The 15,725-nt window shown below is 72.6% G+C and carries 13 protein-coding genes; 7 read left to right on the top strand and 6 right to left on the bottom strand.

The features are described from left to right. The first annotated feature begins 72 nt into the window (after positions 1–72). Positions 73–1,098, top strand: a complete 1,026-nt coding sequence (locus ACH34S_RS14695; protein ID WP_395953135.1) for a 6-phosphofructokinase — start codon at positions 73–75, stop codon at positions 1,096–1,098. 105 nt (positions 1,099–1,203) lie between these two features. Continuing rightward, positions 1,204–2,436 carry a tRNA uracil 4-sulfurtransferase ThiI gene (thiI, locus tag ACH34S_RS14690; RefSeq protein WP_395953134.1) on the top strand — a complete coding sequence of 411 codons (1,233 nt, stop codon included), beginning with the start codon at positions 1,204–1,206 and terminating at the stop codon, positions 2,434–2,436. A 12-nt stretch (positions 2,437–2,448) separates the two neighbouring features. Here the strand turns inward: thiI and ACH34S_RS14685 are convergent, their stop codons facing one another. The 3 genes from ACH34S_RS14685 to aroF all read right to left on the bottom strand — a co-directional run bounded on the left by ACH34S_RS14685 (position 2,449) and on the right by aroF (position 5,632). Beyond that, the gene (locus tag ACH34S_RS14685; protein ID WP_395953133.1) at positions 2,449–3,348 is read right to left on the bottom strand and encodes a DUF5954 family protein; all 900 of its coding nucleotides are present in this window, start codon (positions 3,346–3,348) and stop codon (positions 2,449–2,451) included. A gap of 41 nt (positions 3,349–3,389) precedes the next feature. Continuing rightward, a complete protein-coding gene (locus ACH34S_RS14680; RefSeq protein ID WP_395953132.1) occupies positions 3,390–4,379 on the bottom strand; it encodes an EamA family transporter in 990 nt (329 codons plus the stop codon). 206 nt (positions 4,380–4,585) lie between these two features. Next, positions 4,586–5,632 (bottom strand): 3-deoxy-7-phosphoheptulonate synthase, encoded by a 1,047-nt coding sequence (gene aroF, locus ACH34S_RS14675; protein WP_395953131.1) that lies wholly within the window; start codon positions 5,630–5,632, stop codon positions 4,586–4,588. A gap of 267 nt (positions 5,633–5,899) precedes the next feature. Here aroF and ACH34S_RS14670 point away from each other — a divergent pair, with 267 nt between their 5' ends. From ACH34S_RS14670 to ACH34S_RS14650, 5 genes are all read left to right on the top strand, one after another. Further along, complete coding sequence (locus tag ACH34S_RS14670; RefSeq protein WP_395953130.1) at positions 5,900–6,523, top strand: sulfite oxidase-like oxidoreductase; 624 nt, start codon at positions 5,900–5,902, stop codon at positions 6,521–6,523. Positions 6,524–6,627: 104 nt separating this feature from the next. Beyond that, positions 6,628–8,106 carry a sensor histidine kinase gene (locus ACH34S_RS14665; protein WP_395953129.1) on the top strand — a complete coding sequence of 493 codons (1,479 nt, stop codon included), beginning with the start codon at positions 6,628–6,630 and terminating at the stop codon, positions 8,104–8,106. Between the two features lie 76 nt (positions 8,107–8,182). Then, a complete protein-coding gene (locus ACH34S_RS14660) occupies positions 8,183–9,010 on the top strand; it encodes a LytR/AlgR family response regulator transcription factor (RefSeq protein WP_395953128.1) in 828 nt (275 codons plus the stop codon). Next, the gene (locus ACH34S_RS14655) at positions 9,000–9,509 is read left to right on the top strand and encodes a hypothetical protein (RefSeq protein ID WP_395953126.1); all 510 of its coding nucleotides are present in this window, start codon (positions 9,000–9,002) and stop codon (positions 9,507–9,509) included. The genes ACH34S_RS14660 and ACH34S_RS14655 overlap by 11 nt, the downstream gene beginning before the upstream one ends. Next, positions 9,506–11,215, top strand: a complete 1,710-nt coding sequence (locus tag ACH34S_RS14650; protein WP_395953125.1) for a cation acetate symporter — start codon at positions 9,506–9,508, stop codon at positions 11,213–11,215. The genes ACH34S_RS14655 and ACH34S_RS14650 overlap by 4 nt, the downstream gene beginning before the upstream one ends. 674 nt (positions 11,216–11,889) lie before the next feature. Here ACH34S_RS14650 and ACH34S_RS14645 read toward each other — a convergent pair. The 3 genes from ACH34S_RS14645 to ACH34S_RS14635 are packed head-to-tail and all read right to left on the bottom strand — an operon-like array spanning position 11,890 to position 15,641. Continuing rightward, positions 11,890–12,735, bottom strand: coding sequence for a deoxyribonuclease IV (locus ACH34S_RS14645; RefSeq protein WP_395953124.1), 846 nt, complete (start codon positions 12,733–12,735; stop codon positions 11,890–11,892). 20 nt (positions 12,736–12,755) lie between these two features. Then, positions 12,756–14,657: a Stk1 family PASTA domain-containing Ser/Thr kinase gene (gene pknB / locus ACH34S_RS14640; protein ID WP_395953123.1), complete on the bottom strand. Its 1,902-nt coding sequence runs from the start codon at positions 14,655–14,657 to the stop codon at positions 12,756–12,758. 36 nt (positions 14,658–14,693) lie between these two features. Continuing rightward, positions 14,694–15,641 carry a DMT family transporter gene (locus tag ACH34S_RS14635; protein ID WP_395953122.1) on the bottom strand — a complete coding sequence of 316 codons (948 nt, stop codon included), beginning with the start codon at positions 15,639–15,641 and terminating at the stop codon, positions 14,694–14,696. Positions 15,642–15,725 lie beyond the last annotated feature (84 nt).

The following is a 15,725-nucleotide window of genomic DNA, read 5'->3' as shown; positions in this document are numbered from 1 at the left end:
CCGCCATGCCCGGACGGCTAGTCTGGCCATGTGAATCGAGGGAGGAGCCCGGTGGCGGGAGAAGGAGACGGCATGCGCGTCGGAGTGCTGACCGGAGGCGGTGACTGCCCCGGCCTGAACGCGGTGATCCGCGCGGTCGTGCGCAAGGGCGTCCAGGTCTTCGGCTACGAGTTCGTGGGCTTCCGGGCCGGCTGGCGCGGCCCCCTCGAAGGCGACACCGTGGCGCTCGACGTCCAGTCCGTACGCGGGATCCTGCCGCGCGGCGGCACGATCCTCGGCTCGTCGCGGACGAACCCGGTCAAGGTCGAGGGCGGCGTCGAGCGCATCAAGGACAACCTGGCGGGCCTCGGCGTGGACGCGCTGATCGCCATCGGCGGCGAGGACACCCTCGGCGTAGCCCGCGAGCTGTACGCCAACGGCGTCAACGTCGTCGGCGTCCCGAAGACCATCGACAACGACCTCAACGCGACCGACTACACCTTCGGCTTCGACACCGCGGTGAACATCGGCATGGAGGCCGTCGACCGGCTGCACACCACCGCCGAGAGCCACCACCGCGCGCTGATCTGCGAGGTCATGGGGCGCCACGCGGGCTGGATCGCGCTGCACGTCGGCATGGCCGCCGGCGCCAACGTCATCCTGATCCCCGAGCGGCCCTTCGACATCGAGAAGGTCTGCGAGTACGTCGAGAGCCGGTTCAAGACCCGCTACGCGCCGATCATCGTGGTGTCCGAGGGCGCGCACCCGATCGACGGGCAGATGCAGCTCCAGGCCAAGGAGCGCGACGCGTTCGGGCACGTCCGGCTCGGCGGCATCGGCCAGGCCCTCGCCGACGAGATCGAGAAGCGCACCGGCAAGGAGGCCCGCGCCACCGTGCTCGGGCACATCCAGCGCGGCGGCACCCCGACCGCGTTCGACCGCGTCCTCGCCACCCGGTTCGGCCTCCAGGCGATCGACGCCGTCAAGGACGGCGACTACGGCAAGATGGTCGCGCTCCAGGGCACCGAGATCGTCCGCGTCGGCCTGGACGAGGCGACCAAGGAGCTGAAGACCGTCCCGCTGGAGCGCTACTCCGAGTCCGAGGTCTTCTTCGGCTGACGAACCCTCCTGGCGGGAACACGTTCACGTGGTCGCGGCGTTGGCTTTCCTGGGCCACACTGGAAGCCCACCCTTCGGACCCTGTTCCCGCCAGGAGGACCACGCATGACGACGCTCGACCCCGCCCCGGCGGACGTCCGCGAGGAGTCGCCGGTCGACGGCGAGCCGTGCGTGCTGCTCAAGCTGGGCGAGGTCGTCCTCAAGGGCAAGAACCGCGAGCAGTTCGAGCGCCGCCTCGCCGACAACGTGCGCATGGCCGTCCGCCCCATCGCGCGGGTGGACGTGATCCGCCGCCACGGCGTGTTCATCGTCCGCAAGCACGATGCCGACCTGGCCACCATGGACCGCGTGGCCCAGCGGGTCACCGACGTCATGGGCATCGTGTGGGCCCACCGCGCCTGGCGCGTCGGCAAGGACCTCGCCAGCGTCGAGCGCGCCGCGCTCGAGCTCATGGACGGCCGGACCGGCGCGTTCGCCGTCCGGTCCCGGCGCCGCGACAAGCGGTTCCCGATGACCTCCACCGAGCTCGACCGGCACATCGGCACGCTCCTGACCGCGAAGTACGGGCAGCCGGTCCGGCTCAAGAACCCCGAGCACACCCTGTCGATCGAGGTCGACCGCGACGAGGTGTTCGTCTACTCCGGCGGGCTCCCCGGCCAGGGCGGCCTGCCCGTCGGGATGAGCGGCCGCGCGCTGGTGCTGATGTCGGGCGGCATCGACTCGCCCGTCGCCGCCTACCGGATGATGCGCCGCGGCCTGCGCGTCGACTACCTGCACTTCTCCGGCATGCCCTTCACCGGGCCCGAGTCGATCTACAAGGCGTACGCGCTGGTCCGCGAGCTGGACAAGTTCCAGGGCGGGTCGCGGCTGTTCGTCGTCCCGTTCGGGAAGGCGCAGCAGCAGATCAAGTCGTCGGGCGCCGACCGGCTCGCCGTGATCGCGCAGCGCCGGCTGATGCTGCGCACCGGCGAGGTCCTCGCCCGCCGGCTGCGCGGCGCCGCGCTGATCACCGGGGACGCGCTCGGCCAGGTGTCCAGCCAGACGCTCACCAACATCACCGCGCTGGACGACGCCGTCGAGCTGCCGATCCTGCGGCCCCTCGTCGGCATGGACAAGATCGAGATCATGGACCAGGCGCGCCGGATCCGCACCCTCACGATCTCCGAGCTGCCCGACGAGGACTGCTGCACGATGCTGGCGCCCCGCCGCGCCGAGACCAAGGCGAAGATCGACGACCTGCGCCAGATCGAGAAGCGCCTCGACGTGGGGGAACTCGCCGACCAGCTCGCCGACTCCGTCCAGGAACACCGCCCCGCTTACGCGGACCCGGCTTCCTGACCGAAACGCGGCTCAGCGGGCGTCGAAGTCGGTCGGACGCGGTGGCTCGGGGCCGTCAGGGCCCATCAGCGTGACGCGCTCGATGCGGACGATGCGGAACCGGCGCCCGGCGACGGCGATGCCGTTGCGGCGCGTCTCGTCCTCCATCAGCTCCGCCGCCTCGGCGAACCTGGCGACGTCCGTCGCGGCGGGGCTCTCCACCGCGGGCACCACGTGCCGGAAGTAGGTGACCAGCGAGTCGCGGGCCTGCTGCGGCGCGTCGTGCAGGCGGCCCACCGGGCGCCAGCGCCGCTCGCCGCGCTCGGCGACGGTGAACGCGGGCGCCAGCGCGACCGGGGTCAGGAACGCTCCCGTGGGCTCGCCGCCGCCGGCCGCGGACGCGTCCAGCACCTGGCACAGCAGCTCGGACATCGCGTAGCCGGAGCCCGCGCCGTCCTCGGGCAGCAGGTCGTAGGGGCGGCCCGCGACGCGGTCACGGGCGGGCAGCGCGTCCAGGTCGGTGGGGCGGGGCGGTTCGGGGCCGTCGGGGCCGGTGCGGACGAGCTGCTCGATCCGCACGATCCGGAACCGCCGCCCGCCCGCCGCGACCTCGTCGGCGGCCTCGTCCTGCAGCGTGCGCGCCGCGGCGGCCAGCCGCCGCGTCTGCGCGACGTCCGGCGCCGTGGCCGCCTGGTCTTCCAGGTGGACGGCGAGGAGCTCGCGCGCGCCCTGCGGCAGCGGGTCGCACGGGCACACGATCTGCCAGCCGCCCGGGACCTGCTCCGCGGCGGTGAACAGCGCCCCCAGGAGCACCAGCTCCGGGTATGCGGACACGGCGCGGCAGGCATCCGCCAGCATCACCGCGGCGACCGGGTCGACGCCGTCCAGATCCTCCGGGAACAGCCGCCCCCCGGCGTCATCGCCCGTAGTCATGCCGGACATCATCCACGCCGTGACCGCCCCCGGCCAGTGGTTCATACCAATTTGTTACCGGCCTGTATATGTTCGCCAGCGTTCCGCCTCCGCATGGGCATGACCAGGCCCACCAGGCTCGCCGCCAGCAGCGCGAGACCCCCGAGCGCGACGGGGCCGAGCCGCTCGTCCAGCAGGACCATACCGAGCACCGCGGCCACCGCGGGCTCGGCGAGCGTCAGCGTCGTCGCGGTCGTGGCGGGCGTCGTGCGCAGCCCCCGCGCGAACAGCAGATAGCCGCCGCCCGTGGTGATCACGCCGAGGTAGAGCGCGATCAGCGCGCCCTGCCCGGTGGTCAGCCACCCGGCCGGCCCGGCGATCAGGACCGGGATCAGCGGGACGGCCGCCGTCCCGAACAGCGCCCCGGCGACGGCCCGGTCCTCCTCACCGCGCGTGATGAGGACGGACGCGACCGTCGCGTACACCGCGTACGACAGCCCGGACAGCAGCGCCAAGGCGATCCCCGCCGGTTCGGCGCCCGTGTCCCGGCCGCCGCCGGCGAGGCCGCTGCCGATGAGCAGGGCGCAGCCCGCGACGGCCCCGGCGGTCGCCAGCGCCCACCGCCGGGTCGGCGCCGCGCGCCGGGTCGCGAGCCCGATCACGCCGGTGAACGCGGGCGCGCTGCCGATCGTGACGACGGTCGCGACCGCGACCCCGGTGCGTCCGGCGGCCACGAAGAACGCGGCCTGGTACACGGCGATCGTGACCGCGCCGCCGCCGACGAGCGGCCAGTTGCGGCGGTCGCGGAACAGGTGGCGGAGCCCGGCGCCGCGCCGGGACGCCGCGGCCAGGCCGAGCAGGACCAGGCCGCCGACGATGATGCGGATCGCGGCGACCGAGAGCGCCGACGACCCGTCCGCGAAGGTGCGGACGGTCCCGGTCGTCCCCCAGAGGGACGCCGCGACCAGGATGTCGGCGCCGCCGCCGCGCGCCCGGCCGCGGGCGGCGGAACCCTTGCCGGACGCATGCCGGACGGAGGTGTGCTGTGCCACGGGAGAAGCTCCTGACCTCGAATCGGACGAAGATGATCCGGATTCGGGGCGCAGGAGGACACGGCCGGGCGCATCCGGCGCCGGGCCGTGTCAGAACTCGATCAGCGAGTGCGGTCGCCGCGCCCCGTCAGGAGCGCGGCGGTCCGCAGTTCGAGGTCCAGTAGGCCATGGACGGCACGATATCCGACGAGGCCGACCGAATTGCTTCAGGCGGGGACGGCGTCGGTGTCCTGGGCCCGGGTGAGCGAGCGGCCGACGATGGGCGGCAGGTCCCGGACGAGCTTGGCCAGCTCGCGCAGATCGCCGTCCACGAGGGCCTGCGGGCCGTCGCACAGCGCCGTCTCGGGGTGCGGGTGCACGTCGATGATCACGCCGTCGGCGCCGACCGCGATCGCGGCGCGGGTCAGCGGCAGCACGAGGTCGCGGCTGCCGCCCGAGTGCGACGGGTCCACGATCACCGGCAGGTGGGACAGGCGCTGCGCCACCGGCACCGCGGAGATGTCCAGGGTGTTGCGGGTCGCCCTCTCGAAGGTGCGGATGCCGCGCTCGCACAGCACGATGTCGAGGTTGCCGCGCTGCGCGACGTACTCGGCGGCCATCAGCCACTCCTCGATCGTCCCGCTCATGCCGCGCTTCAGCATGACCGGCTTGCCGGCCTCGCCCGCCGCCTGCAGCAGCGCGAAGTTCTGCGCGTTGCGGGTGCCGATCTGCAGCATGTCGGCGTAGGACGCGACGAGCTCGACGTCGGCGGCGTCCACCACCTCGGTGACGATCGGCATGCCCGTCTCCGCCCGTACGTCCGCGAGGATGCGCAGCCCGGCCTCGCCGAGGCCCTGGAACGCGTACGGGGACGTCCGCGGCTTGAACGCGCCGCCGCGCAGCAGCGTCGCGCCCGCGGCCTGCGCCATCTGCGCGGCGCCGAGGGTCTGCTCGGCCGTCTCGACCGCGCACGGGCCGGCGATCAGCGTCATGGTGCCGGGGCCGATCGGCACGCCGCCGACCCGGACGACCGAGCGCTCGCCGTGGTTCTCGCGGCTCACCAGCTTGTGCGGCGCCGAGATGCGGATCACGTCGCTGACGCCGCGCATCCCGCGCAGGTTCAGCGTCCCGAACTGCTGGACGTCGCCGACGAGCCCGACGATGGTCCGCTCCACGCCGCGGCTGACGAACGCCTCGCCTCCCGCCGTCTCGACCAGTGAGACGACGGCCTCGATATCCGCTTCGTTGGCCTCCGGGGCCATGACGACGACCATTGGTGCTGCCTCTCTCCTTCGCCGGGGATCCACGGTGGATCCCCGGAACGACCCCTGAAACGACGAAAGCCCCGGGCCAGGCGGCCCGGGGCTCTCGACTTGAGGTCTGTCAGCGCAGCGTCTGGCAGACCAGCCGCCCGGGCTGGTCGAACCAAAAGAAATACACGACGTTGCGCACGGCCCCAGCTTAACGGCTCCGGCCGGGTACGCCGTCGCGCGGACCCCGGATATGGCTCACCTCACTCCGGATGGCAGGATGGCCGCGTCATGTCCGAGCCCGAACAGTCCGCACCGGAGCCGCGCGACCTTCCGCCCGGCCAGTACGTTCCCCGAGGCTGGCCCGTCCTGCACTACGGCCCGGTGCCGAAGTTCCGGCCCAAGGACTGGGACTTCCGCGTCTTCGGCGCCACCGAGTCCGGCGAGCAGTACCGCTGGACCTGGGACGAGTTCGACGCGCTCCCGACGATCACGGCCGTCGCCGACTTCCACTGCGTGACGAAGTTCACGATCCCGGACAACGAATGGGAGGGCGTCTCCGGCGCGGCGATCGTGGAGCTGGCGCCGCCCGCGCCGGACGTCACGCACGTGATGGTCTGGGCCGAGTACGGCTACAGCGCCAACATCCGGATGAGCGACTTCCTCGCCGACGGGACGATGTTCGCCACCCACCGCGACGGCGAGCGCATCAGCCCCGACCACGGCTTCCCGATCCGGATCGTCGTCCCGCACCTGTACGCGTGGAAGAGCGTGAAGTGGGTGCGGGGCGTCGAGTACCTGGTGAAGGACCGGCGCGGCTTCTGGGAGGAGCGCGGCTACCACAACGTCGCCGACCCGTGGCGGGAACAGCGGTACTCCTACCAGGAGGACGAGGGCGAGTCGCCGCCCCCGTGAGCTGTCGGAGGGGCCATGACCGCCTGTGGCGTGGCCCATCCGAGACCTTCGTAAATGGCCAACACACTGCCCCACGCGGTCGGCAGACGTTACCGTACGTTGTCATGGTCCTACCGTCCGTCGTGGACGTCGTCGCGTGCGCCACGGCCGCCGGTGCCGCAGGCGCCGTCGCGGGAGCCTGGATGCTGCTCCGCGGGCGCGGCCTCCCGCTCGGCGCCGCGCGCCGGCTCCCGCGCGGCCTGCCCCGTAGCGCCGCGCGCGGTCTCGCCCGCCGCGACCCAGACGAGCTTCTGCTCGGCCTTCCACGCGGCTTCGCGCGCGGTCTGCCGCGCGGCGTCGCGCGCGGCCTTCCGCGTCACATGCCCGCCGACGCGGCCGAGCAGGCGGCGTTCGCGACCCTGCACGGGATCGCGCGGGCGACGCCGCCGCTGCGCGCCGGGCTGACCGAGGACTCCGCCCGCAAGGCCGTCCGGCGGCTCAGATCGCTGCTGGGCGCCGAGGCGGTCGCGCTGGTGGCCGTGCTGCCCCCCACCGAGGACGACCTCGACGACCTCGACGACGACCTCGACCGGCAGAGCGTCCCGGCCGCGCCCCGGCTCCTGGCATGGGACGGCGCGGCCCGCGACGCCCACGCGGCTGACGCCGTCCACGACGCCCTGCCGGTGCTGTCCACCGGCCGCCCGCGCGTGATCGCCCCCGAGCTGATGGGCTGCCGCGACCCGCGGTGCCCCGTCCAGGTGGCGATGGTCGCCCCGCTCACCGTCGAGGGACGCGTCGAGGGGGCGCTGACCGTGTACTGGCGCAGCCCGTCGACCGCGCGGGTCCGGGCGGTCGGCGAGGCCGCCCGGCTGGTCACCGGCCAGCTCGAGCTCGCCGGGCTGGACAACGCCCGCATCCGGCTCGCCGAGGCCGAGATGCGGGCCCTGCGCGCCCAGATCTCCCCGCACTTCGTCTACAACTCGCTGACGACGATCGCCTCGTTCGTCCGCACCGACCCCGAACGCGCCCGCGCGCTGCTGCTCGACTTCGCCGACTTCGCCCGCTACTCCTTCCGCAACCCCCGCGACTTCACCACCCTCGCCGACGAGCTGCGCTCCATCGACCGCTACCTGCTGCTGGAACGGGCCAGGTTCGGCGAGCGGCTCCAGTTCCGCGTCGACATCGCGCCCGAGGTGCTGCCGGTCGCGGTGCCGTTCCTCGCGCTGCAGCCGCTGGTCGAGAACGCGATCCGGCACGGCATGCAGGGCGCGGGCGACGCGTTCCACATCTCGATCGTCGCGCGCGACTCGGGCGCCGAGGCGGCGATCAGCGTCGAGGACGACGGCGTCGGCATGGACCCCGAACGGCTCCAGGAGATCCTTTCCGCGCCGCTCGGGCGGCCGGGACCGACCGGATGGGGGAGCGTCGCGGCCCGCGCGCGGCGCCCCGGAGGCGACGCCGGCATCGGCCTCGCGAACGTCGACGAGCGCATGCGACAGGTCTACGGGGACGAGTACGGGCTGACCGTCGAGACCGCGCTCGGCGCCGGAACCAAGGTCAATTTGCGCGTCCCGAAGTACCGCCCGGGAGTGTTTCCGGACTGAGCCGCGCCGCCGCGACACGCCACTCACTTTTCGGAACCGATTGCGGACAGACGGTAATCGCGGCAAAGTCGCCCTCATGCTGCACGTCCTGGCCGTCGACGATGAACGACCCGCGCTTGAGGAGCTGACCTATCTGCTCCGCAAGGACCCGCGGGTCGGCAGGGTCGCCTGCGCGGGCGACGCCTCGTCCGCGCTGCGCGACCTGAGCAGGATGCTCGTCGAGGGCGACCGCCTCGACGCGGTGTTCATGGACATCCGCATGCCCGGGCTCGACGGGCTCGACTTCACCCGCCTGCTCACCGGGTTCGCCGCGCCGCCGCACGTCGTGTTCGTCACCGCGCACGACGACTGCGCCGTCACCGCCTTCGAGCTCGGCGCGCTCGACTACCTGCTGAAGCCCGTCCGCCCCGAGCGGCTCGCCGAGTCGGTGCGGCGCGTCCTCGGCGCCGTCGACCGGCCCGCGCCCGCCCCGGCCGCGGAGGGCGACCGCGACCCCGAGGACGAGATGATCCCCGTCGAGCTCGGCGGCCGCACCCGGCTCGTCTCCCGGCGCGCGGTCACCCATGTCGAGGCGCAAGGCGACTACGTCCGGCTGCACACCGCCGACGGCGGCTACCTCGTCCGCATGCCGCTGTCGGCGCTCACCAAGCGGTGGGAGGCGGCCGGGTTCATCCGGATCCACCGCAGCACCCTGGTCGCGTCCGCGCACATCACCGAGGTGCGGTTCAACGGGGGCCGCGCCGCCGTCCAGATCGGGGACGAGCTGCTGCAGGTCAGCCGCCGCCACACCCGCGAGGTGCGCGACCGGCTCGTCCGCAAGTTCCACCACCCGGAGGGGAACGGCGCCGGCGACGACGCCGGGGACGGCCGAACCGGCGGGGAAGACGGTCGCGATGAGCGCTGAACGCCGGGTGACGGTGTCCGCCGCGACCGCTCGCGCGCGGACGCACCACGACGACGCCGTACCGGCGCCCGGAACCCGTCCCGCCGAGCGGTCCGCCGCCGCCGCGCCGGAAGCGCCCGGGTCCGGCCCGCCGGACGCCGATCCCCTCGATACCGACCCGCCCGGCTCACTCGGCGTTCCCCATGTGCCCGGCTCGCCCGGTTCCGTGGCGGCCGGCGGCGCGGCGGTGTCCGCCCTCATCCGCCGCCAGCTCGGCATCGCCCTGCGGACCTGCGCGATCGTCGTCGCCGTGGTGGCGGGCCTGCCCGCGCTGCTCGCGCTCTCCCCGGCGGTCGCACGCGCCGGAGTGAGCGGCGTCCCGCTGGCCTGGCTCGTGCTCGTCTTCGGCATCCAGCCCCTCTGGGTCGCGGTGGCGCTGCGGCAGCTCAGCCGCGCCGAACGGGCGGAGCGGGAACTGACCGGGCCGGTCACCGGCCGCGGCCCCTTGGGCCGTCGGTGACCGCGCTCGCCGTGGCGGCGGCGCTGATCGCGCTCGTCGCGGTGCTGGGGACGGCGTCCGTCCGCGGCCGCCGCTCCGCCGGGACCGCAACCGGCCTCCTGATCGCCTCGCGCGGCGTCACCCCCTGGTGGAACGCGTCCGCGATCAGCGGCGAGTACATCTCCGCCGCCGCGTTCCTCGGCTCCGCCGGGCTCGTGCTCGCCTACGGCGCCGACATGCTGTGGCTCCCCATCGCCGCGACCGCCGGATACGTCCTGCTCCTGGCGTTCGTCACCGCGCCGCTGCGCCGGTCCGGCGCCTACTCCGTCTCCGACTTCGCCGAATGGCGGCTCGGCTCCCGGACCGTCCGGCGGATCGTCACCGCCTGCGTCTGCTTCATCGGCTGGTTCTACCTGCTGCCGCAGTTCAAAGGCGCCGGGGTGACGCTCCGCGTGCTGACCGGAGCCCCCATCTGGACGGGCTGGGCCGTCGTGGCCGCGGTCGCGCTGCTGCTCACCGCGACCGGCGGGATGCCCGGCATCACCGCCGTCCAGGCCGTCCAGTTCTGGGTGAAACTCGCCGCCGTGGCCGTCCCCGCCGTGGTGCTGCTCGCGGTGTGGAACATCGCCGGCGCCCCCGACCCCGTCGGCGACGCCCCGCCGAACTTCGAACGCGCCACCCGCGTGCAGGTGCGCACCGACGCCACCGTCACCGTGCCCGCCGCCGTCACCGTCACCGCGCGGGGACGGGTGGACGGCGCCGTCCGCAGCGGCGAGACCGTCCCCCTCGCCCCAGGCCGGCACACCCTCGGCGCCGGAACGGTCGTCCGGTTCCCGGCCGGTGCCCCGGTGCCGCACGCCGAGCGGCTGCCCGTCCAGGACGGCGTCACCTGGGCCACGCCGTTCGGACGCGGCCAGGACCGCGGCCTGTTCCGCACCTACTCGGCGCTCCTCGCCGTCCTCCTCGGCACCATGGGCCTGCCGCACATCCTGATGCGCTTCTACACCAGCACCAGCGGGGCCGCGGCACGCCGCACCGCCGCGTTCGTGCCCGTCCTGCTGGCCCTGTTCTCGATGTTCCCCGCCCTGTACGGGACGCTGGGACGGCTCTACGCGCCCGAACTGCTCATGACCGGCGACACCGACGCGACCCTCCTGATGCTGCCGCAGCGGATGATCCCCGGACCCGGCGGCGCGCTGCTCACCGGCCTCGTCACCGCCGGGGCGTTCGCCGCGTTCATCGCCACGTCCTGCGGCATCGTCATGGCCTTCGCCGGGACGGTCTCCCAGTGCGTGCGCCGCGGCAGCGGCGTCACCACGTTCCGCCTCGGCGTCGTGCTCGCGCTGGCCGTGCCGCTGGCCGTGCTGCCGAGCATCGGACGGCAGGGCGCGGTCGGCCTGGTCACGATGGCCCTCTGCGTGTCGGCGTGCTCCCTGTGCCCGCTCCTCGTCCTCGGCATCTGGTGGCGCGGCCTCACCGCCGCCGGCGCCGCCGCCGGGCTCCTCGCCGGCGGCGGGCTCGCCGTCGCCGCGGGCATCACCCGCCTGTTCGCCGGTTCCTGCCAGGGCTGGCCCAGCGCCGTCCTCGCCCAGCCCGCCGCCGTCCTCGCGCCCACCGTCTTCGCCGTCATGATCGCCGTGTCGCTGCTGACCCGCCGCCGCGTCCCGCGCCGCGCCGACCGCGCGCTCATGAAGCTCCATCTGCCCGAGGGCACGCCCGTCCGCTGATCGCCCGTGAATCATCGACCGTCGCGGGCCCGCAGGTGGTGGACCGTTCCCAAACACCGCTCGTCCCGCCGGACCGCCCGCTCATCGTGCAGCTACTCAACGCATACCTATGACTACGTACCGTTTACCGAGACCTGGGTTTTCCTGGACTGCAACCGAGGCATCACACCCCTAGAGTTCTCAGTGGCACCTAACGCCACACCGTCCCCGGAGGGGCGGGCGGCCCGTGCCGCGGCACACGCCGCGCACCACCGCGAAACCTCCACAAAAGCAAATCCGGAGATCCGGCTCCAACGCCGGATCGTGCGTCGCTGGATCCCGTACCGGGGGGGTGGGATCCGGTGGCCTGTGGCTCGGGCGTCGTTGAACAGTCGGGGGGTTGTTCAGCGGCGCCCGAGTCGTGCTGTGTTTTTTTGCTTTTTTCTCCTCCTTCGGGCCTTGGCGGCCCTCCATCGTCGAAAAAAGCGCGCGATCGCTGCATCGCTCCGTCTCGCCTGGCGGCTCGCTGCGCGATCAGGTTTCTTGCTTCGCTCGAAACCTGCCTTCGGACGCGATCGCAAGCATTGAGGTTGTTGGGTGGTTGCTGTGGTGGCTTGGGTCTGCGCAGTAGTGGGTGCGGGGGGTGCTTCCCTGCGGCTCAAGCCTGGTGGCCAGCGTTGTTGCGACGCTACTGGTCAGGTGTCGCGTAGGCGTTTTAGGGTTTCTATGTCTTTGGCGTGAGGTTCGGGGGCCCGGCCCGGGGTTTCTATCAGGAACGGGATTCCTGATAGGGCGGGGTGGTGGAAGAGGTCGGCGAAAGCGTTCTCGCCTATTTGGCCTTTGCCTATGTTCTCGTGGCGGTCTCGGCCGGAGGCGCAGGGGTCTTTTGAGTCGTTGGCGTGGACCAGTTTCAGGCGGCCCTCGCCTACGGTCTCGATCAGTGCGTCGATGGTGGCCTTTGCGCCGCCGGGGGCCGCCAGGTCGTGGCCTGCGGCGAAGGCGTGGCAGGTGTCGAAGCAGACGCCCAGTTTCGGGTGGTTCTCGAGTTTCTCGAAGAAGGGGCCCAGGTCCTGGACCTTGGCGCAGAGCATGTTGTTCTGGCCGGCCATGGGTTCCAGTAGCAGGTACGGGCCGTCCTCGGGGATCTCGTCCAGGAGGGGGAGGACGTGGTCATGGACCTGGGCCATGGCCTCGTCGTAGGTCTGGGTGACGGCTGAGCCCGTGTGGACCACTACGCCCAGGGCGCCTATGGCGCGGCCCCGGGTCAGGGAGTGGCGGACCGTGGCGATCGACTTGGCCAAGGTCTCCTGGTTGGGGGAGCCGAAATTCACCAGGTACGGGGTGTGGATGTAGACGGGGACGTCCGTGGCGCGGAGTTTCTCGTCTTCGGCGGGTTTGCCCTCGGGGAGGGCCCAGCCTCGGGGGTTGGACACGAAGACCTGTACGGCTTCGGCGCCGATCTGGGCGGCGTACTTCAGGCCGCCGGTGGCCAGGCCACCGGCCACGGGGACGTGTGCCCCTACGGGATTGCTCGATGTCATGGCGGTTTCAGCCTAGCCGGTCAGGGGCCACGGAAGATGGTCACGGTCGAGCCGCGGCGGGCCTCGCCGCTGTTCGGGGACTGGAAGCGGACCGTGTTGCCGCCGAAGCCCGTCACGCTGACCTTGAAACCGGAGTCTTCCAGGGCCTTCTTGGCGTCGTCGACGTTGCGGCCGGTCAGGTTCGGGACGGGGACGTTCTGCTCGCCCTCGCCCTCCTCGCAGCCGATCTTGACCGGGCCCGCGTCGACCAGGCAGTCGCGCTTGTTGACGACGATCGTGACCTTGTCGCCGCGGGACACGCCGGTGCCCTCGGGCGGGTTCTGCTCGATCACCGAGTCCGGTGGCTTGCCGTCGACCTTCTTCTTCTCGACCTTGACGTCCAGGCCCATCGAGCGGAGCTGGTTCGCGGCGGCGTCGCCGTCCTGGCCGATGAGGTCCGGCATCGACATGCCGCTGGAGACGATGAGGCCGACCGGCTCGTCGGGGGACTGCCGCTGGCCCGCTGCGGGGTTCGTGCCTACGACCTCGTTCTTCGCGATCGTCTGGGAGGGGGTGAAGCTCGTCCGGCCGACGGTGAAGCCTTCGTCCTTGAGGGTCTGCTTGGCTTCCTCTAGGGACTTGCCCTCTACGTCGGGCACTTCCTGTGGGGTGATGCCACGGGACGGTGTGAGGGTGATGGTCTGGCCCTTGGCGATGCGGGCGCCCGCGGGTGGATCGGACTTCGCCACGCCGCCCTTGTGGACGCGGTCGTCGTAGACGGGCTTCGCGGTCCGCACGTCCAGGCCCGCGCTCTCCAGGCGGTCGCGGGCGTCGGCGACCTTCATGCCGATGATGGACGACGGGACGTGCTCGTACTGCCCCGACGTCTGGTACCAGACCGCCCAGCCGAGGATGATCGCCGCGATCGCGCCGATGGCGACGAGGACGTACCGGCCGGTCAGCGCGCCGATGGCGCGGTCGGCCCTGGTGCGCTCGGGGGCGAGCGTGGGCGCGTCCAGGACGGCGGTGCGGGCGTGCTGCGGGCGCTCCAGGACCGCGGTGGCGTTCGTCTCCTCCAGGCGGCGGTCGAAGTCGGGCGGGAGGCCGCCGAAGACCTCGGCGACCTCGGCGAGGTACTGGTTCGCGTCCTGCGGGCGGCGCTGCGGGTCGTGGCTCGTGGCGTCGGTGACCAGCTCGTCGACGCGGAGCGGGATGCCCGGGATCGCGGTGGACGGCGCCGGGACCGTCTCGTTCACATGCTTGTAGGCGACCGCGAGGGGGGTGTCGGCCTGGTGGGGGAGGTGGCCGGTGAGCAGCTCGAACAGCATGACGCCGGCGGCGTACACGTCCGAGCGGACGTCGGCGTCGCCGGAGACGACCTGTTCGGGCGCCAGGTAGCCGACCGTTCCGATGAGCACGCCGGTCTTGGTCATCTTGGTCGCGGTCTCGGCGCGGGCGAGGCCGAAGTCGGCGACCTTGACCTGGCCGTCCTCGGTGATGAGGACGTTCTCGGGCTTGACGTCGCGGTGCACGAGACCGGCCCGGTGCGCCGCGCCGAGCGCCGCGAGGACCGGCTGCATGATCTCCAGCGCGGCGCGGGGGCCGAGCCGCCCGAGCGTGGTCAGCGCGTCGCGGAGCGTGTGCCCGGCGACGTACTCCATCACCAGGAAGACGTGCTCGCCGTCGGTGCGCTGGTCGTAGACGGCGACGACGTTCGGGTGGGACAGCGCCGCCGCGGCCTTGGCCTCGCCGATGAAGCGGGTGACGAACTGCTCGTCGGCGGCGAGCCCGGCGTGCATGACCTTGATCGCCACGACGCGGTCGAGCCTGATGTCGCGCGCGACGTAGACCGTTGCCATCCCGCCGCGGGCGACGCGGGACTCAATGCGGTAGCGCCCGTCGAGCACCTGCCCGACGAGGGGATCGGCAGCCCTCGTGTCCATCGCTGCGAGTTTACGGGCGCGGCGGCGAGCTTCTCATCAGTCGCGAGTATGAGCGTCGATGAGCCCTGAGGGTGATTCGACCGGGATGACCGGGGGCGCGGGGCGGCGGGTGCTGCGGGAGACGGCGACGCCTGCGAGGCAGAGCAGGCCGCCTGCGAGCGTGATCAGGCCGGGGACCTCGCCCAGGAACAGCCACGACATGAACACGACGAGGGCGGGTGCGGCGTAGGTGGTGGCGCCCATCTTTCCGGCGGACGTCCGCGCCAGGGCGTATCCCCAGGTGGTGAAGGCGATGGCGGTGGGGAAGACGCCCAGGTAGATCATGTTGAGGGTGGCGCCGGCGGGGGCGTCGGCCGCTTCTGAGACCAGCTGGCCGGAGAACGGGAGGCAGGCGAGCGTGCCGATCGCGCAGGCGAAGGTGGTGAACTGCAGCGCGGAGGCGTGCCGCAGCGCGGGCTTCTGGCTGACGACGCCGGCGGCGTAGGTGACCGCGGCGACGAGGCAGAGCAGCACCCCGCCGACGGACGAGCTGCCCTCGCCGGACATCGACAGCCCGACGACCGCCGCGCCTGCGAACGACACGGCCATCCCGGCGAGCAGGCGGGGCGGGAGGCCTTCCTTGAGCAGCCAGCCGCCGAGGAGGGCGATGAGGATCGGGCCGATGTTGACGACGAGGGCGGCCGTGCCCGCGTCCACCAGCTGCTCGCCCCAGTTCAGGGCGACCATGTAGGCGCCGAACCACAGGATGCCCGCGGTGACGATGCCGGGCCAGGCGGCCTTCGGCGGGAGCCCCTCGCGCCGGACGAGCCACAGCGCGCCCAGCACGACCGTTCCCGACAGGAGGCGGCCGAGGGCGAGCGCGCCGGGGCTGTAGTCGTCTCCGGCGCTGCGGATCGCGACGAAGGCCGATGCCCAGAGCACCACGGTCACCGTGGCGGCCGCCACGGCGAGCTTGTCGACGCGCGCGCCGGTTTCCTGCTGCATGTCAGGCACCTTAGGTAAGGGACGTTTCGACGAACACCGAAGCGAGGCGCCGGGTTGCGGTGCCCTGGCTCGGATGGACCGTTT

Origin of the sequence: Actinomadura sp. 3N508, from assembly GCF_044326375.1 — a bacterium.
Lineage (GTDB): Bacteria > Actinomycetota > Actinomycetes > Streptosporangiales > Streptosporangiaceae > Spirillospora.
Note: the sequence above shows the minus strand (reverse complement) of the source record. Positions and strands in the feature narration are given on the sequence as shown.